The organism is Fructilactobacillus sp. X7R9C1 (assembly GCF_059901005.1).
In genome coordinates, this window is the sequence record NZ_JBWXVG010000005.1 from 22,072 (window position 1) to 39,778 (window position 17,707).

At 41.7% G+C, this 17,707-nt stretch carries 17 protein-coding genes; 8 read left to right on the forward strand and 9 right to left on the reverse strand.

The features are described from left to right. Window positions 1-179 precede the first annotated feature (179 nt). On the reverse strand, window positions 180-983 hold the full coding sequence (locus AC6UD0_RS04540; protein ID WP_500701256.1) for a tyrosine-protein phosphatase: 804 nt from the start codon (window positions 981-983) through the stop codon (window positions 180-182). A 140-nt stretch (window positions 984-1,123) separates the two neighbouring features. Between AC6UD0_RS04540 and AC6UD0_RS04545 the strand changes: the two genes are divergently transcribed. From AC6UD0_RS04545 to rbsU, 3 genes are all read left to right on the forward strand, one after another. Further along, window positions 1,124-1,375: a hypothetical protein gene (locus AC6UD0_RS04545; RefSeq protein ID WP_010022943.1), complete on the forward strand. Its 252-nt coding sequence runs from the start codon at window positions 1,124-1,126 to the stop codon at window positions 1,373-1,375. Window positions 1,376-1,489: 114 nt separating this feature from the next. Beyond that, window positions 1,490-3,007: a glycerol kinase GlpK gene (gene glpK, locus AC6UD0_RS04550; RefSeq protein WP_500694059.1), complete on the forward strand. Its 1,518-nt coding sequence runs from the start codon at window positions 1,490-1,492 to the stop codon at window positions 3,005-3,007. Between the two features lie 122 nt (window positions 3,008-3,129). Then, complete coding sequence (gene rbsU, locus AC6UD0_RS04555; RefSeq protein ID WP_500694058.1) at window positions 3,130-4,050, forward strand: ribose/proton symporter RbsU; 921 nt, start codon at window positions 3,130-3,132, stop codon at window positions 4,048-4,050. Between the two features lie 61 nt (window positions 4,051-4,111). On the opposite strand, the gene AC6UD0_RS04560 is transcribed toward rbsU, so the two are convergent. Together AC6UD0_RS04560 and rlmD are read right to left on the reverse strand one after the other, a co-directional pair. Further along, on the reverse strand, window positions 4,112-4,525 hold the full coding sequence (locus AC6UD0_RS04560) for a hypothetical protein (protein ID WP_500694057.1): 414 nt from the start codon (window positions 4,523-4,525) through the stop codon (window positions 4,112-4,114). Window positions 4,526-4,535: 10 nt separating this feature from the next. After that, window positions 4,536-5,948 carry a 23S rRNA (uracil(1939)-C(5))-methyltransferase RlmD gene (gene rlmD, locus AC6UD0_RS04565; protein ID WP_500695813.1) on the reverse strand — a complete coding sequence of 471 codons (1,413 nt, stop codon included), beginning with the start codon at window positions 5,946-5,948 and terminating at the stop codon, window positions 4,536-4,538. Window positions 5,949-6,065: 117 nt separating this feature from the next. Between rlmD and AC6UD0_RS04570 the strand changes: the two genes are divergently transcribed. From AC6UD0_RS04570 to spxB, 3 genes are all read left to right on the forward strand, one after another. Next, on the forward strand, window positions 6,066-6,722 hold the full coding sequence (locus AC6UD0_RS04570; protein WP_500694055.1) for an ABC transporter ATP-binding protein: 657 nt from the start codon (window positions 6,066-6,068) through the stop codon (window positions 6,720-6,722). Beyond that, window positions 6,715-7,482, forward strand: a complete 768-nt coding sequence (locus AC6UD0_RS04575) for an ABC transporter permease (protein WP_500694054.1) — start codon at window positions 6,715-6,717, stop codon at window positions 7,480-7,482. The genes AC6UD0_RS04570 and AC6UD0_RS04575 overlap by 8 nt, the downstream gene beginning before the upstream one ends. Before the next feature lie 118 nt (window positions 7,483-7,600). Beyond that, entirely contained in the window at window positions 7,601-9,346 is a 1,746-nt protein-coding gene (spxB, locus tag AC6UD0_RS04580) for a pyruvate oxidase (RefSeq protein WP_500696958.1), read from the forward strand. A 51-nt stretch (window positions 9,347-9,397) separates the two neighbouring features. Here the strand turns inward: spxB and AC6UD0_RS04585 are convergent, their stop codons facing one another. After that, the gene (locus AC6UD0_RS04585; protein ID WP_500695811.1) at window positions 9,398-10,210 is read right to left on the reverse strand and encodes a DUF6198 family protein; all 813 of its coding nucleotides are present in this window, start codon (window positions 10,208-10,210) and stop codon (window positions 9,398-9,400) included. Window positions 10,211-10,241: 31 nt separating this feature from the next. Continuing rightward, window positions 10,242-11,255, reverse strand: coding sequence for a zinc-dependent alcohol dehydrogenase family protein (locus AC6UD0_RS04590; RefSeq protein WP_500694138.1), 1,014 nt, complete (start codon window positions 11,253-11,255; stop codon window positions 10,242-10,244). Between the two features lie 404 nt (window positions 11,256-11,659). Here AC6UD0_RS04590 and AC6UD0_RS04595 point away from each other — a divergent pair, with 404 nt between their 5' ends. Beyond that, window positions 11,660-13,606 (forward strand): ABC transporter ATP-binding protein/permease, encoded by a 1,947-nt coding sequence (locus AC6UD0_RS04595; protein WP_500708265.1) that lies wholly within the window; start codon window positions 11,660-11,662, stop codon window positions 13,604-13,606. A 140-nt stretch (window positions 13,607-13,746) separates the two neighbouring features. After that, window positions 13,747-14,463 carry a gamma-glutamyl-gamma-aminobutyrate hydrolase family protein gene (locus tag AC6UD0_RS04600; protein WP_500708267.1) on the forward strand — a complete coding sequence of 239 codons (717 nt, stop codon included), beginning with the start codon at window positions 13,747-13,749 and terminating at the stop codon, window positions 14,461-14,463. Window positions 14,464-14,507: 44 nt separating this feature from the next. Here AC6UD0_RS04600 and phoU read toward each other — a convergent pair whose 3' ends face one another. From phoU to pstA, 4 genes are read right to left on the reverse strand one after another with little or no spacing between them, the layout of a single operon-like run. Continuing rightward, window positions 14,508-15,203: a phosphate signaling complex protein PhoU gene (phoU, locus tag AC6UD0_RS04605; protein ID WP_500694048.1), complete on the reverse strand. Its 696-nt coding sequence runs from the start codon at window positions 15,201-15,203 to the stop codon at window positions 14,508-14,510. 11 nt (window positions 15,204-15,214) lie between these two features. Continuing rightward, a complete protein-coding gene (pstB, locus tag AC6UD0_RS04610) occupies window positions 15,215-15,988 on the reverse strand; it encodes a phosphate ABC transporter ATP-binding protein PstB (protein WP_500695808.1) in 774 nt (257 codons plus the stop codon). Between the two features lie 10 nt (window positions 15,989-15,998). Next, a complete protein-coding gene (gene pstB, locus AC6UD0_RS04615) occupies window positions 15,999-16,799 on the reverse strand; it encodes a phosphate ABC transporter ATP-binding protein PstB (protein ID WP_500708269.1) in 801 nt (266 codons plus the stop codon). Between the two features lie 3 nt (window positions 16,800-16,802). Continuing rightward, complete coding sequence (pstA, locus tag AC6UD0_RS04620; protein WP_500694137.1) at window positions 16,803-17,705, reverse strand: phosphate ABC transporter permease PstA; 903 nt, start codon at window positions 17,703-17,705, stop codon at window positions 16,803-16,805. Between the last annotated feature and the right edge of the window lie 2 nt (window positions 17,706-17,707).

The window sequence follows — 17,707 nt, forward strand, 5'->3', positions numbered from 1 at the left end:
CGGTACCACCCACGTTCAGATACAAAAGTACCTGCACTTATTTTGATGTGTAATTTTAGGTAGTTCATCTAATATCCTGTGTGGCTTGCACCAACCGCCACTTCTCTTATCACTTAAATATTAGACTACTTTTGATAAACTCATCGTATCATTACCTAGCCGAATTAACAATATGCAAATTATTCAAGGTAAATTTGACGTAACTGATGAATGTCGGCATTGGTCAATCCAATACCTTCATGGAGAAATTGGTTCATTCCGCCGTATAATTGATTGATTTCATCCATTGCGGCATTGAAAAAGTCTAATGAGACACTATAAAGGGATCTTAGACTCTTTAGGGCTGCATCATTATATCCTTCTTCTTTGGCTTGCTCTAATCGAGCATCAATCACTGGTTTTGCCACCTGATTGGTTAACAGGTAATCTTCTTCGATGGTTTTACGATCGACTCCTAGGGCAGAGAGGATCATGGTCGCAGACATTCCGGTTCGGTCTTTTCCAGCTGTACAGTGAAATAGGACGGACTCGTCATCTTGCCTGTTATCGAGTAGAACTTCAAATAATTTTTTAAAAGCCAAACGACAGTGTTTCGTTTTAATCATGCTTTTATAGACGTGTTCCATATGATCATGACCATAATTAGGGTGATTGCACAGGACTTTCTTCATTTCAGCTGGACTTTTCGAATTGTCAGTTGCGTCTTCTTTAAAGATCGGATCAAAAATGTAGTCGACAGCAGAAGTTTCCACTTGATCGGCCAGCATGTCGACTTCAGGTTGACTTCTGAGATCAACGTCAAAGCGAACCCCGTAATGCTCAAGGGTTTTTAGATCATTTTCACTGAGCTCACCTAAGTGTCCCGCACGTAGTAACTTGTGCCACTTAGTGGTTTTACCATCAACAGTTTGGTATCCACCTAACTCACGAAAATTTTCACCAGTTGGAATGGCTAGAACTCTTTTATTTTCCATGTTTTCCATGTAACCCACCTTTCAATGTCAGTGTAATATAATTATATCATGAAGCCCGTGTTCCACATGATTTTTTGAGATATGATTTTACAAATATTAGAAAATAGAATAAGCTTAGCGTATGAAGATTATTAAGGAGAGTATGAATTATGGCAATGACTGAAAGACAAATGATTCAAGAAATCTTAAACACGGTTGACGTTGGTTATGATTTTGAAAACGTTGATGAAGATAACAAGCAGTACACGTTATTGATTAAACGTCAGGATAATGATGTTCGTGATTTAAACGAGATTAATGCTGAAATCAAGGAATACTTTAAAGATGCTGATTTTTCTTATGACGAACAGGTTGAGCCAAAAGATATTGATGCTGACATTCGGGTTGAAGTTAAGCGTTAATTAATGATGCCATAAAAGAGAAAGTAGATTTTATTCTACTTTCTCTTTTATTTTCAAGTAGTGAGATGAATTGAATCGTGCTAATATGAGTATCAAAAATACGATGAAACGGAGATGAACCAGTTGTCTGACAATAAAGATTACGTCCTAGCGATTGATCAAGGATCGACTAGTACGAGAGCGATCATTTATGATCATAGTGGTAGAAAAGTCATTGAAAGTTACAAGGAAGTTCCTCAGATTATCAATAGTGACGGATGGGTTGAACAGGATCCAAACGAGATTTGGAACTCCGTGCTTTCTGCCATTGCGAGTGCCTTGATTGACGCCTCCATTCACCCCGAAAACATTGCCTCAGTGGGGATTACCAATCAGCGTGAGACCACGGTAGTGTGGGACAAAGTGACCGGCAAACCCATTTACAATGCCATTGGTTGGCTTTCAAAACAAACTAATTCAATTGCTGAAGACTTAAAAAACAGAGGGTACGAGGACCTAATTCATAAAAAAACGGGCCTAGTCATTGACTCGTATTTTTCTGCTACCAAGGTCAGGTGGATTTTAGACCACGTTAATGGTTCACAGAAGCGCGCTTCTGATGGTGAATTGTTATTTGGGACCATTGATACGTGGCTCGTCTGGAAATTGTCTGGTGGGAAATATCACATTACTGATTATACGAACGCCAGTCGAACGATGATGTTTAACATTAATGACTTAAAGTGGGACGACGAAATCTTGAAGATTTTAAACATTCCAAAGATCATGCTTCCGACCGTTCATGCTTCTGATGAAGTTTATGGAACGACCGAAAACTACCAATTTTATGGTGTTAGTGTCCCAATTGCTGGAATTGCTGGCGATCAGCAGGCGGCGTTGATCGGACAAATGGGCTTTTCAAAGGGAATGGTTGAAAACACCTATGGTGATGGTGCTTTCATCATGATGAATACGGGACACCAGCCGCAGTACTCAGACGAGAATTTGTTGACGACCATTGCGTATGGAATTAACGGAAAAATTACGTATGCACTTGAGGGTTCAATCTTCGTGGCTGGAAGTGCGTTGACGTGGCTTCGAGACCAAATGAAGATTATCACCAGTGTTCCTGAGTCCAGACAGGCGGCTAAACGATCGACCGACCACAATGAAATATACGTTGTTCCTGCTTTTAATGGATTAGGGGCCCCATATTGGGACCAAAATGTCAGAGGAGCCGTTTTTGGGATTACCCGAGGAACTAACAGTGATGATTTTGTAAAGGCCACGCTTCAGTCAATTGCGTACGGAACTAAGGATATCGTTAACACAATGGAGTCCGATACCGATCTCGATATTCCACAGATTCGAGCTGATGGGGGAGCTAGTCGCAATAGTTACCTAATGCAGTTTCAGTCTGACATTTTGAATATTCCGGTTCAACGAGCCAGCGATGAAGAAACGACCGGATTTGGGGCTGCCATCTTGAGTGGACTAGCAACCGGGTTCTGGAAAGATTTAGATGAAGTTCAGTCCATTTACGAAGAGGGAAAGATTTTCACTCCTTCAATGAAAGCAGCTGAACGAGATAAATTGTATCAGGGATGGAAGCGAGCGGTTAAGGCCACGCAAGCTTTTAAACCCATTAATTAAGACTTGCTTTGGCAAGTTTTTAAATTTTTCTTAATGAAAACGTTTTCTTTTTATTTTTGACGTGTTATAATTAATTTCGTAAATAAGGGTTACAAAAGTATTTTGAAAAGAAGGTATGGGATATGAGTTTTGAAGCAATATTAATTGGATTAATTCCAGTGATTGGTTGGGGGCTATTTCCAACTATTTCATCAAAAATTGGTGGTAAACCAACGAACCAAATCTTTGGTGCCACAGTTGGTACATTGATTTTTGCGATTGTTGTCTTATTATTCACCCAAGCTGGCTTCCCAATGGGCTGGAACTTAGTCTACGGAATCTTGTCTGGTATGGGTTGGGGCTTCGGTCAAATCATGGCCTTTAAAGGTTATTCTTTGATTGGTTCTTCAAGAGTTATGCCAATCACGACCGCATTTCAGTTGATTGTAACTGCTTTGTGGGGTGCATTTGCGTTAAGTAGTTGGCCTGGTATTGGTCATAAGATCATTGGAATCCTTGCTTTGATCGTTATCATTATCGGTGCCACTCTTACCACTTGGAGCCAAAATAAAGAAAACGTTAATAAAGGTGCGCTTGAAAAAGCCGTTATCTTACAGTTAATTGGTGTTATTGGTTACTGGTTATACTCAGCCGCTCCACAGGTTAATAACTTGACTTGGGCTAAGGGAATTTTGCCACAGTCCACTTCAGTAATGACCCCAATGGAAGCATTCTTGCCACAGGCAATGGGAATGGTCTTGATGGCTATTATCTACGGTTTGATGAACATGAAGAGTGAAAATGTGTTTGCTGAGGGTGTTTCATACAAACAGATTATTGCTGGTTTCTTCTTTGCAATTGCCGCATTCTCATACTTGATTGCTGCACAGCCAAACATGTTAGGCCTTTCAACTGGATTCGTTCTATCACAGGTATCAGTAGTTGTTGCTACCTTGACCGGTGTTTACTTCTTACACCAGAAGAAGACTCCAAAGGAAATGGTTGCTACTTTGATCGGTTTAGCTTTGATCATCGTTGCTGCTGCCGTTACCGTTATGCTATAAAATCATTAATCTCAAACAAAAAAACACTTCACATTATGTGAAGTGTTTTTTGTGTTCCTAATTATTTATAATAATGACTTCGTTTTAAAAGTTCAGCTGAACGTTTATTGATTGGAACAAATCCCTTGTTTTGCAAATGCCGGAAAAACATCATATTGTATACAAAACTCCATGCTAATGGCATGATTGCAAAAATCTCATAGGCAGAGGATGCGATGTTTAATCCAGTTAAGACGGTAAGTGCCATTGCTAGGATAAAATCCACCCCTAGCATACAAAGGGTATTATAGAAATCACCACGAAAAATAGAAGGCCAGATTCCAAAAACTAGCGTAGTGAATGAGAAGCCCACCTTTTGGACTTTGACTTCTTGGGTTTCTTTATTTTGCACGACGGCGTAGTTAGGTGGCAAGAACATGTTGTTCATGCCATTATTCCCACTATTATTGCCGTTATCGAATGGATTCATTGACAATTGGACCTTTCTAAGACTTTAAAGTAAATTTGACGACGACTTCGACGTGCGGAGTCTGTGGCATCATATCAACTGGTTGCAGGTAGTCCACGTTATAAGACTTCGTTAGTTGAACTAGGTTCTGAGCTAGCGTTGATGGATTACATGAAACATATACAAATTTTTGTGGTTTAGCGGTTAAAATGGCATCAATTAAGTGTTGGTCAAGGCCAACGCGTGGTGGGTCAACCACCAGTGCCGTGGGTTTAAAACCCTCGGTTATCCACTGCGGCATCAAATCCTCGGCACTGCCAAAGTAGTAGGTGGCGTTATCAATATGATTGATTGCTGCATTATGATTGGCGTCGGTGATGGCTTCCTTAATGGTATCCATTCCTCTAACTTCAGAAACTTGGTTTGCTAATGAAAGACCGATGGTTCCTACCCCAGAATATGCATCAATCAAACGATCATCAGAATCAAGATTGAGGGCTGTTCCAGCTAAATCGTAGAGTTTTGGTGTCATGATGCTGTTGAGTTGGAGGAAAGCTCTTGGTGACAACTCAAATGATAAACCATTAATTTTTTCGGTAATACTATCATTTCCAGCTAAATGAACCGTCTTTTCTCCCCAGATCAAAGGTGAGTCACCAGGATTGATGTTTTGCATGACGGAAGTGACTTCTGGAAGGCGATCGGAAATCATTTCTAAGAGTTGATTTTTCTTAATCAACTTGGGCGTGTTAGTGATGAAAACCACCTGCACGTCGTTGGTATTGAGAGCTGCTCGAACTACCAAGGTTTTTAAAATGCCAGAGTGATTGGATTCAACGAACGTTGGGATGTTTAGTTCCTGAACCATTTCGACTAAAGCGTGCATGACCTTCATGGTAAGCGGATACTGAACGGAGCAGGTCTCCATGTCGACCACTTCGTGAGTTCCTTCTTTATATAATCCGGCGATGACTCTTCCGTTTGCTTCAGTTCGAACTTGAAACTGGGCCTTATTACGGTATTCATAGGGATTATCCATCCCGATCGTTTCCCTGACATCATAATGATCATAAGCCCTCGGATGATATCTTCTAAGCGATTGTTTAACTAAATCACGTTTGAATTCCAGTTGCTTAGGGTATGCGAGGTCTTCGAGTTCAAAACCACCAACTTCTCCAGCATATGGATCACGCGGTTTAACCCGAAAGGGACTTTCCTTATCAATTTGAACTAATTTTCCGCGTAGGTATTTAGGTTTAATCTCGGTTACATCAGCTTGAACTAATTCACCAACTAGCGCACCAGGAATAAAAATTAATTTGCGGTGAAAATAACCAATTCCCTCACCATTAATTCCGAGACGCTTGATGGTGACCGTAACTCGTTGGTGGAGTTCTACCGAAACATTTGACGATCTTTTTGAACCGTTTCTAACTCTTTTATAACTCATTAGAACTCCTTTTTTCTTCATAACAACGTCTACGTCATTATAGCAGACTCATATATGATACAAAAGTGTTGTATAATCATACTGTTAATTTGTTAAAAAGAAAAGAGAGGTATCAAAATGGCAGTACTAGAAACTAAAAACCTATGCTACGACGCTGATGGACGTGAGATTATCAAGGATATCAGCTGGAGCGTTGATGCCGGAGAAATCGTTACGATCACTGGTCCATCAGGGAGTGGGAAGACAACTTTTGTGAGACTTTTGGCGGATCTTTTGACTCCCAGTTCTGGTGAAGTAATTTTTGAAGGCCAAAACGTCGCTGATTTAAATCCAATTGAGTATCGGAGAAAAGTATCATACGCCGTTCAGCAACCCACCTTGTTTGGCAATACGGTCAAGGATAATCTTGAGTTCCCATATCAGATTCGAAATAAACCGTTTGATAAAGAACATGCGTTAAAAGCACTTCAAACCGTCGATCTAGGTGATGGTGATTTGGATCGGACGGTCGATAATCTTTCTGGTGGGGAACGCCAACGGGTCGCATTAATTCGCAACATCATGTTTGTGCCTGATGTGCTTATTTTAGATGAGGTTACCACTGGCCTTGATGAGAACACCAAGGAAAGTGTGCACAAGATGATTAACTACATTAATCAAAAAGATCACACCACGGTCATCATGATTACTCATGATCAAGGTGAGATTGACCATGCCACCGAGTTAGTCACAATTGTTAACGGACGACTAGTTAAAGGAGATAAAGATGCCTAATTTAATTGTTTCAAATCAAGCGCTCGCATTAACTGGACTCCTGGTCTTAATCGCGTTATTTGTCGGATGGAAAGAAAAGTTGGGCATTGATAAGTCAATTATCATTGCCACCATCCGTTGTGTGGTTCAGTTATTTATAGTTGGGTACGTTTTACGATTCGTTTTTCGGATCAATAACGTTTTTTTAACCCTGATTTTAATCTTAATTATTTTGTTTAACGCAGCTTATAACGCCAAAGGACGTAGTGACGGTATGGAACACGCACTCCCCATTTCCATCATTGCATTAGGAAGTAGCACGATTGTCGTACTTGCGGTATTAGTCTTTGCGGGAGCAATTAAGTTTATCCCGTCTCAAGTGGTACCAATTACCGGAATGGTTGCCAGTAACTCAATGGTTGCCTTGGGACTTTGTTATCGAAGTATGAATTCCATGTTTAAAGACCGGAGACAGCAGATTATTGAAAAATTAGCTCTGGGAGCCGACGTGAAGACATCCTGTTCTGACATTGTGCGTGACAGCATTAAGACCGGGATGCAGCCCACGATTGATACTGCGATGACCGTTGGACTGGTTAGTTTACCCGGGATGATGGCTGGTTTAATCTTTGCTGGTGTTGATCCGGTTAAGGCCATTAAGTACCAGATCATGGTAACTTTCATGTTGCTTGGGATTACGGCCGTTAGTTCAATCATCGCATGTTACATGGGTTATCATAGTTTTTACACTAAAAATGACCAGCTTAGAAATATGAATTAATAAGTAAGGGCTCTGACTAGGAGTCTTTTTTATTGCTTCTGATAGGATAAATTGATGGAGTGGTTTATAATTCAATTGGGTCAACAGTTAAATTGGAAAAAACGAAAAGAGGGATTCTATGAGTAAAATGACAGCAAGTAGAGCACTGGTGAAAGTGCTTGAGAGTTGGGATGTCGACCATTTGTATGGCATCACAGCTGGCTCTTTGAATAACTTATTGAATGCGCTAGATGAGGAAAAAAAGAACATTAAATATATTCAGGTTAGACATGAAGAGGTCGGTTCTTTGGCCGCTTCCGCTGACCATAAGTATACCGGTAAGATTGGGGTCGCCTTTGGTTCGGCTGGTCCTGGTGCGACTCACATGTTTAATGGTTTATACGACGCGAAGGAAGACAATACGCCAATGCTAGCCCTCGTTGGACAAGTTCCCCAACCAATGATGAACACGCGGTTCTTTCAGGAAATGGATGAACTGCCAATGTTTGCTGACGTTTCGGTTTACAACCGCCAGGCGTCAACTGCCGATCAGATACCGAAGATTATTGATGAAGCCATCAGGACGGCCTATCAAAAGAAGGGGCCAGCAGTCGTCATCTTACCGAATGATTTACTTGGAACTGAGATTGACTATGAACCAACTAAGACAGCCAACGTTTCAAGTAGCATTAAAACGGTTCACCCTAAACAAGCTGACGTTGATGAAGCCATTAAGATGATTAAGAAAGCCAAACATCCGGTTCTTTGGTACGGAAGAGGTGCTAAGGGTGCCCGAGATGAGATCGTGAAAGTTTCCGATCAGTTTAGCATGCCAGTCTTGTCCACGGCTCCTGCAACTGGGATTATGCCAAACGACAATCTGAGTTACATGGGTGCTCGTGGTAGACTGGGAACGAAACCTGGATTTGAAGTTTCTCAGGCTGCCGATCTGATTATTATGCTTGGAAACGACTTTCCGTTTGCTCGCTTCATGCCTAAAGATAAAAAAATCATTCAAGTTAATAACAATCTGGCTGATTTGGGTCGTCAGTATCAGGCCAACCTCACGATTCACGGTGATGCCAAGGAATTCTTAGAAATGTTAATTGATTCAGATGTAAAGCTTCCTAAGAGTGATTTCTTAAAAGCCGCTCGAATTGATCGCGAGAATTGGTTAAAATGGCTTGATAGCATTGCGACTGACTACGACGAGGGTCTCAGAGCTGAGACTGTTTTGAAAGCAATCGCTGACCATTCTAAGTCGAATGCGGTTTATGGACTTGACGTTGGAAACAACACCATGCATTCCATTCGTCAACTTCCCTTTAATCAGCAGCAGCAGTTTGCCATGTCACCGTGGTTTGGAACAATGGGCTTTGGTCTACCAGCTTCCATTGCTGCTAAACTCTCATATCCTGATCGTCAAGTTTGGTCGATTTCAGGTGATGGGGGATTTGCAATGGTCATGCAGGATGTGATTACGCAGGCCAAGTACAACTTGCCGATTATCAATGTCGTTTTGTCAAACGAACGCTTTGGTTACATTGAACACGAAGACGTTCAATCTGGCATTAGTGATTATGGTGTTGACCTCTATCAAGCGGATTTTGCCCAAGTTGCTGAAGGCATGGGTGCTCATGGCTTTAAAGTTTCAGGTCAAGATGAACTTGATAGTGTCATGGTTGAGATTGACCGAATGCAGGCTGAAGGTAACACGAAGCCGATTGTGATTGACGCTAAGATTAAAGCGTTTGACCCAATTGATACTAGTTTTGTCCCACTTGACCCAGAGAACTTTGACCAAAAAACGATTGATGCGTACAAGAAACGTTATAACGTTTATGGTCAACCAGCATTGAGCGAGATTTTAAAAAGTTTGAAATAGTGGTTTAAATAAAAATAACCGATCTCGGTTGAGATCGGTTATTTCTTTTGCTTATTTTTTCTTCGTCTTTTCGTCTTCGTCAATATCAACGGCAACCGTTGATTCATCACCAACATCTAACGCTTGATGCTTTAGGTGAGGGAAGATGTATTTATCAGCAAGTCCAGTGATTCCACCTTGGAATAGAAACGCAAAGATCGTTCCTACTCCTAAGTTAGTAAATTGACGAGTAATTGCAAAGGCAACCACTGCCATGACAGTCGGTGGGATGTAGGAAGCCCACATGGCTTTCCCAGCAGCACCATTGAAGTACTTAAATCGCAGGATCTGCATCAAATCATCAGCGGGATGCAAGACTAAGTTGACTCGTTGGTAGATTGAGATGGCGGTTGCAATCAATGCTACCCCGAAGAAATTCAAGAGAACATAGAAAGCGACCATCATCCAACCCTTGGCTTCAGGGAATCCAGCAAAAAATGATACTTTTCCAATTACTGGAAGTGAACCATCCATGAAGAAGTCATCAAAGACCTGGATGAGTGCTGAGAACGGAACCATGAAGATGACGTTTCCAATGGCACGTCCCCAATCCCAGTGACCGACTAAAAAGGCGTTCAAAATGGTAATGGCAACTCCCAAGATTAGAAATGCCCAGAATAAGTTCCAGTGAAATGCATTTCCAAGGTTGGTTTCGGCTGCGGTCCAGTAAGCTGAACCTAGAAAAGATGGATGAATCTTAGCAGTTGTTACTAGAGTCAAAACATTTCCAGCAGAGTTAATTATTAATGAAAGGATAAAGAACATAATTGAAGCTGTCATGGAAATGGTACGTTTGGCTTTTCTATTAGCGGTTTTCTTCGCCATAGTTTCCCTCCACGATCAGATTTTGGTTCAATTATTTAAGATTACCATTAACTTTAACAATTGACTTGCCTTGAACCTTGTCAGTACCAGCTAATACACCAGGTACTTGTTCTAAAGTAAGGATGTTGTGTTGGAAAGGTGTAACCTTAACGGAACCATCTGAAAGTAAAGCAATTGAATCTTCGAAACTGTGGGGGTTAATCATTGAACCCTTGATGGTTAATTGCTTCTTGAAGATTTCGTAAGTGTTCATGTTAAATGTTTGACCTGGTGCACCAACACCAAACATCATAACTTGAGCGCCAGGATTAGTTGCTTCAACAGCTTGTTCTTGGGTTTCAGGCTTTCCAACACATTCGATTACCATGTCGTACTTGTCAGTGATTTTTTCCTTAGTCGTGTTGATAACCTTGTTTAAGTTAAGTTCTTTCTTTTCCCAAGCAAGGTTTTCATCATGTCTACCAGTCATGTCAATGTTCTGGATTCCGTAGATTCTAAGTAGTTGAGCAAACAACTTAGCCATGTATCCATCACCAATGATTAAAGCGTGTTGGTAAGGGGTAATGTTTTCGGTGATCTTCATCGTGTGAACGGCACATGAAAGTGGTTCCATTGAGCATGCAGTTTGAAGTGATAGTTCATCAGGAATGTGGTAAACAACCTTTTCTGGGGCAGTGAAGTAGTCTTCAAGACCACCATCTCTAGTTACACCAACGGCCGATAGGTTTTCACACAATTCGTAGCGGCCAGTGTGACAGTAGAAACATTTGTCACAGTAAATGTTAGGGTCAACAACAACACGATCACCCTTCTTGAAGTCCTTAACGTTCTTTCCAACTGCGGAAACAACTCCAGAGTTTTCGTGACCTAATACGATTGGAGGAGTAGCATCAGCTGAACCTGGGAGACCATTGTATAAGGCGTGATCGGTACCACAGATACCAGCGTAGGCAGTTTCAACTAAGACTTCGTCGTCCTTAGGGGTTGGGACATCTCTGTCTTCAATCTCCATGTGTTGCTTAGCTGTCATAACTAAAGCTTTCATTTTTGACATAAGATAACTTCCTTTCGAAAAGTTGATGAATTAATATCGTTACAATCTGAACATAACTGATCGAAAAAAATGGAAAGATTTCTTTCAGGAATATCAGATTTGTTTCCAAGTAATAATGTAAACCGTTTGAAAACTGTTTGCAAGGGCATTCCAGCTTCTGAAATAGATCCAATAAAAATTGAACAAAGAAGAAATTTGATAAGTGAAATAGATAACGGCATTAGAGTGGGAATTAAGCAATTAATTTTAATTATTGTTATGAAAAAATTACGAAAATATTTCACAAAATTATTTTTTTAATTTTCCGTTAAGGCCAGTCTTACTTTCAGGTTAAAATTTACTTTTGGTTAAATTGGTTTAAAATGGACACTACTAAAAAAGAAGGAGAGAACCAAATGGCTTATTTAGAACTAAGAAACATCAAAAAGTCCTATTATGTGGATAATCAGGATTTTCATGTTTTAAACGGGATCAGTCTCAACTTCGATCGTGGGGAATTTGTTTCCATCCTGGGAGAATCTGGTGGTGGAAAGACGACCCTTATGAATATTATCGCTGGACTAGACAGTGATTATTCCGGTGACGTTTTAATTGACGGGAAATCGTTAAAAAAAGATACCAGTAAACAACTTGATGAGTATCGGCGCAACACAATTGGTTTTATCTTTCAAAACTTTAACCTTGTGAATCATCTGACCATTAAAGAGAACGTGATGGTCTCTTTAGAAATGACAACTTTAACGCATAAACAACAAGAAGCACGGGCCACTGAACTTTTAAAAAAGGTTGGTTTGTATGACCACCGTAACAAGTACCCCAATCAACTCTCAGGTGGACAAATGCAGCGGGTTTCAATTGCTCGAGCACTTGCTTCTGACCCAGATATCATCATTGCTGATGAGCCAACTGGTGCCTTGGACGCTCAAAATACTGATGACATCTTGGAACTAATGAACGAAATTGCAGAAGACGGAAAACTGGTAATTGCCGTCACCCACTCTCAGGTGGTTGCCAATTATGGAACGAGGATCGTTCATTTAGCCAACGGGAAGATTGATGAAGATAGGATTTTAAAACCCGCTTACCCGGTTAATAAAACGCAGGCGGACTTTCAGGCGCGTCCGGCCAAACTTGCTTCCATCTTTACGATGGCCTTCGAACACTTTCGTTATAACCTGAAGCGCAACCTGTTAATTATTTTTGGGGCGGCCATCGGCATCTTTTCGGTCATTTTCATGTTAGGTCTCGGCAATGGGGTCAAGGGATACATTAATCATGAAATTTATTCAGAGGTTAATCCCACTACCATTCAGGTTAGTCGAAAACAGAAACAGGGAGAGGAACAAAACCCTAAAAATGAACTTCTGACCAACCAGGATAACCAACAGTTGCAGGACCTAAAGAATGTCAAAAGTTCAACGTTAGGTAAGTTTTTAGCTGGCGGTCAGTTTAAGGCGGCCGATAAAACCGCTTCCGTTCAGTACATTCAAACATACTATCAAGGAGCGGTCTTAAAGAAGAACATTAAATCCGGAGCAGTCCCCACTAAAGATAATCAGGTGTTGATTAATAAGAAGACGGCCCAAAGCTTTAATAAGAAGAAGCCGTACGACATGACGGGCCAAAAAATTAAGTTGTTTGCGAATGCTCCCGATGATAACGGGCAGCCCCACGTCCTATCAAAAGAGGTTACTGTGAGTGGGGTGACTAGTGACGTGAACCCAATGGCACTTGTTAGTTCCAACACGATGAAGTCAATGTTTAGTGAGGCTAAAATGAAGTACGAACCGAACTTTGCCGCGGTGAACATCGCTGGTGGAGTTCCCAACGTTCAACCCGTTCAAGATAAGATTAAGTCGTTGAAGGGACCCAATCAACAAGCCAAGTACCAAATTACTGGTGCGGGTGCGATTGTATCAACACTGAACACTTACATTAACGTCGCTGTTTGGGTTCTAGCAGGAATTGCGGCAATTTCGCTCCTTGTGTCAGCAATTATGATCATCGTGGTGCTCTACATTAGTGTTGCCGAACGAACCAAGGAGATTGGGATTCTAAGGGCACTTGGTTTTACCAAGGGCAACATTCGAAACCTATTCTTCTCCGAAGCCTTTATTCTGGGAGTCTTCTCGTCCATCTTTGCGGTTATCATCGCCTACCTGGCCGAATGGGGAGCGGATACGATTTCTAATGGAGCGATTAAGTATGCAATTGTTCAAATTTCACCGGCCAATTCCATTATTGGGGCACTAGTCTTTGTTATTATTTGTTTACTAGCAGCACTTGCTCCAGCAGCCAAGGCCGCTAAATTAGATCCAATTGTGAGTCTGAGTTCCGAATAAAGATTAAAAAATTAATTAAGCTATTGCAATTATAGGAAAGTTGGACCAAACTAACTTCTAAACCAAATAAGAGCTATCCCGTTAATTCGGGATGGCTCTTATTCATTAGGAATTACTAAATTGTAATGGAGGGGTTCATTTTGAGAATTGGAATTGCGGCAAACGTTAACCGGATTAAGACGTCTAACTATAACCTTGATTACGCCAATTATACTGCTCAAGTTTTTATTGATTTACTGCAAAAACACGGCATTCTGCCTGTTATTATTCCCATGGCTGAGCTTGATATGATTTCCGAATACGTTGACTTAGTTGACGGCCTAATTATTCCTGGTGGTCAAGATGTTCAACCGGAATTATTCCACGAAAAATCAGTCGAACCAGATGATGCGCACTATCGACCCCATGATGAGTGGGAAATGGGACTGATTAAAGAAATGGTGCGCCGGAGAAAACCACTTTTAGGGATCTGTCGGGGGCTTCAAGTATTAAACGTAGCTTTTGGTGGTAGTCTTTATCAAGACATTGCCACTGATTTACCCAAGTCTAACGTTCAACACGTGAAACACGACGATCCGAAGCATAATTTTCATGAGGTGCAAGTGAAAGCCAAAAGCCAGTTGGTCCATTCCATTGGAAACCATCTGGTGGTGAACTCAATTCATCATCAGGCCCTAAAAAGGGTCGGAGAGAGTTTGACCGTCACGGCCAAATCCCCTGATGGCGTCATCGAAGCGGTTGAAAATGAAGATGCTAGTATCATGGGAATCCAGTGGCACCCAGAATTATTGTGGCAAAACGATCCAAAAGAAGAACAGTTGTTTTTGGACTTCTTTGAGCGAACCAGTAACCAATAAATAGCGAAAACCACCTTGATAGAAATATCAGGGTGGTTTCTTTGTTACTTGTTGTTTTCAAAGTATTCTTCATCGTGATTGGTGCTGTGACTGAGTTCGACCATCTTGCCGGTTTGATTGTAAACGAGCCACTCGGCGAGGTTCACGACGTGGTCACCGATCCGTTCGAGCAATCGGATGACCATTAAGTAGCTTAGGGCCGCTTGCGCCGTCTTACTGTTCTTTTTCAGGGATTCAGTTACTAACTTTCTGGTGGAATGGTAATACTTGTCAATTGATTCATCCTGGTCAGCAATTTTCTTGGCTTCCGAGGCATTGCCCTCAAAGAAGGCCTCTAGTACCTGTTCTAACATTGAACGGACTTGTTCAGTCATTTCACTGATGACTTTTTCGACCGCCGGGATTCGTTCATGGCCCTTGGCGTTAATGGTTTCTCTCGCAATCGTATTGGCGTGATCGCCGATTCGTTCAATGTCGGTACTGGCCTTTAAAATACTGATAATTTGACGAAAATCACTGGCAACGGGTTGCTGGAGTGCGATCAGTTGTAAGGACTGTTTCTCTAAATCCATTTCTTCGTTGTTAATCTTGGGGTCCTCTGCAATGATTTTGCGTGCGAGGTCCTTATCATGATCAATGAAAGATTTGGTGGCTTGATAGATTTGTTCACTACTGTCAAATCCCATTTCCATGAAGTGTCCTTTAAGTTTCTTTAATTCATCATCAAATAATGCTCCCATAGTCATTCTCCTTATCCAAATTTTCCGTTGAGATAGTCACTTGTTTCTTGCTTATCAGGATTCATAAACATTTTTTTGGTTTTGCCTACTTCCACTAGTCGACCGTTCAGCATGAACGCCGTTTTGTCTGAGATCCGAGAAGCTTGTGACATGTTATGAGTCACGATGATGATCGTATACTTGTCCTTGATGTTTAGGAGGGTGTCCTCAATCATCTGACTCGAAATAGGGTCGAGCGCGCTCGTTGGTTCATCCAGTAAAATCACGTCTGGTTGAATGGCCAAGAGTCTAGCAATGCAGATTCGTTGTTGTTGTCCTCCAGAAAATGAAAGCGCACTTTTATGAAGTTTGTCCTTAACTTCATCCCAGATAGCCGCCTGCTTTAGAGATTCTTCAACGCGTTCGTCCAATAGTTGCTTATCTTTAACGCCAGCTAATTTTAAGCCAAAGGTGACATTATCGTACACGGAAAAGGGGAAGGGATTGGGTTGCTGGAAAACCATTCCGACTTCTTTTCGGAGTTCCACGATGTCTTCTTTTGGACCATAAATATTGTGACCATTGAGCGTGAAGCTTCCCGTGATGGTAATGTTTGGAATAAGATCATTCATTCGGTTTAAACAACGGAGGTATGTCGACTTTCCGCATCCAGATGGTCCAATTAGGGCGGTAATCTCATTTTGTTTGAAGTTTAAATTAATGTCGTGCAACGCTTTTCGCTTTCCATAGTACAAATTGACGTTTTCAGTTTTGATAATCTCTTTTGGTTCCGTTTTAGTTGTCATTTACTTCTCCTTAACCGAAGTTGCCGGAAATGTAATCCTCAGTGGCTTTGACCTGTGGTCTGGTGAAAATGTCAGCTGTTTTAGCGTACTCCATGACGTGTCCAAGATGGAAGAAGGCGGTATAGTCACTGACTCTGGCGGCTTGTTGCATGTTATGGGTCACGATGATAATCGTATATTTTTTCTTTAACTCTAGAAGCGTTTCTTCAATCTTAGAGGTTGAAATGGGATCAAGAGCACTCGCTGGTTCGTCTAACAACAAGATGTCAGGTTGCATGGCGATTGAACGAGCGATACAGAGCCTTTGAGCCTGTCCACCAGATAATTCAAGGGCGCTTGTATCCAGCTTGTCTTTGACTTCGTCCCATAGTGCAGCGGCTTTTAGACTTTGTTCTACTCGTTGATCAAGTTCCCGTGGATCTTTTACGCCATGTTTTCTAAGCGCAAATTTAATGTTCTCACGAATGGTTTTGGCAAAGGGGTTGGGGTGTTGGAAGACCATGCCAATGTTTTTTCGAAGGACGTAGACGTTTAATTTTTTTTGGTTAATGTCTACGTCTCTGTACATGATTCTACCGGTAACGTTTGCCACACCATCATTCATTCGATTGAGACAGCGAAGGAAGGTTGATTTGCCAGATCCAGATGCTCCAATGAGGGCGGTGATCTTGAACCTTGAGAATGCCAGTGAAGCATCAAATGTAGCTTGCTTTTTACCGTAGAAGACGTTCACGTCCTCGGTCTCAAGGGCCATTTCTCCTGGTGGTGTAATAATTTGATGGTGGTCTAAATCGTAATTTTGTTGAGCCATGTTTTAACCTCGCTTTTTTCTAGAAGTCCCAGTCATCTTGCGGTAAGCCCAGTTACCTAAGAACCGAGACGACAGGTTAAAGACTAAGATAACAATGATAAGAACCGCTGAGGCGCCGCTTGAAACAACGTGTGCGTCTGGAACAATTCCCTCGGTATTTAGTTTCCAGATATGAACTGCAAGGGTCTCAGCTGGACGCATGGGATTTAGGAAACTGCTGGGACTGAAAGGATTCCAGTTGGTGTAACTTACGATTGGCGCACTTTGACCAGCAGTGTAAATCAAGGCGGCGGCTTCCCCGAAGATTCGACCAGAACTAAGGATGACACCGGTGATGATGCCCGGGATCGCGAGGGGTAGCACAACTCCAGTAATGGTTTTAAACTTGGAGAGTCCAAGCGATAACCCGGCTTCTCTTTGTAACTTTGGCACCTCCTCGATGGAATCTTCGACACTTCTGGTAAGGAGTGGCAGGTTGAAGATGGTTAAAGCAATCGCTCCTGACAGAATGGAGTAATCAAGTTGAAACTTGATTACTAGCACCAAGTATCCAAACAGACCAACGACAATGGAAGGCAATGAACTTAGAACCTCAATGGCCGTTTTAACGAGCGTTGTGAGCCAGTTGTCCTTGGCATACTCTGCCAGGTAAATTCCGGCCCCAAGACTGATTGGCAGCGAGATGATGATCGTCAGTATTAGCAGGTAGACGGAATTAAAGAGCTGATCTCTAATTCCACCGCCGGCACTGATCGAACTGGACGTGGTGGTTAAAAACTTCCACGAGATATCGGGTAGACCGGTAATGAGGATGTAACCGAGTAGGAAGATTAAGATCAGAACTACGACTAAGACTAAGGCCCAGATGGTCCCAATGGCGAACTTATTAATTTTTTTGGCATTTATTT

Bases quoted from the DNA above. Each gene is read 5' to 3' on its own strand.
- AC6UD0_RS04540 (WP_500701256.1), bottom strand. From the start codon at position 983: ATGGAAAACATGGAAAATAAAAGAGTTCTAGCCATTCCAACTGGTGAA.
- AC6UD0_RS04545 (WP_010022943.1), top strand. From the start codon at position 1,124: ATGGCAATGACTGAAAGACAAATGATTCAAGAAATCTTAAACACGGTT.
- glpK (WP_500694059.1), top strand. From the start codon at position 1,490: ATGAACCAGTTGTCTGACAATAAAGATTACGTCCTAGCGATTGATCAA.
- rbsU (WP_500694058.1), top strand. From the start codon at position 3,130: ATGAGTTTTGAAGCAATATTAATTGGATTAATTCCAGTGATTGGTTGG.
- rlmD (WP_500695813.1), bottom strand. From the start codon at position 5,948: ATGAGTTATAAAAGAGTTAGAAACGGTTCAAAAAGATCGTCAAATGTT.
- AC6UD0_RS04570 (WP_500694055.1), top strand. From the start codon at position 6,066: ATGGCAGTACTAGAAACTAAAAACCTATGCTACGACGCTGATGGACGT.
- AC6UD0_RS04575 (WP_500694054.1), top strand. From the start codon at position 6,715: ATGCCTAATTTAATTGTTTCAAATCAAGCGCTCGCATTAACTGGACTC.
- spxB (WP_500696958.1), top strand. From the start codon at position 7,601: ATGAGTAAAATGACAGCAAGTAGAGCACTGGTGAAAGTGCTTGAGAGT.
- AC6UD0_RS04585 (WP_500695811.1), bottom strand. From the start codon at position 10,210: ATGGCGAAGAAAACCGCTAATAGAAAAGCCAAACGTACCATTTCCATG.
- AC6UD0_RS04590 (WP_500694138.1), bottom strand. From the start codon at position 11,255: ATGAAAGCTTTAGTTATGACAGCTAAGCAACACATGGAGATTGAAGAC.
- AC6UD0_RS04595 (WP_500708265.1), top strand. From the start codon at position 11,660: ATGGCTTATTTAGAACTAAGAAACATCAAAAAGTCCTATTATGTGGAT.
- phoU (WP_500694048.1), bottom strand. From the start codon at position 15,203: ATGGGAGCATTATTTGATGATGAATTAAAGAAACTTAAAGGACACTTC.
- pstB (WP_500695808.1), bottom strand. From the start codon at position 15,988: ATGACAACTAAAACGGAACCAAAAGAGATTATCAAAACTGAAAACGTC.
- pstB (WP_500708269.1), bottom strand. From the start codon at position 16,799: ATGGCTCAACAAAATTACGATTTAGACCACCATCAAATTATTACACCA.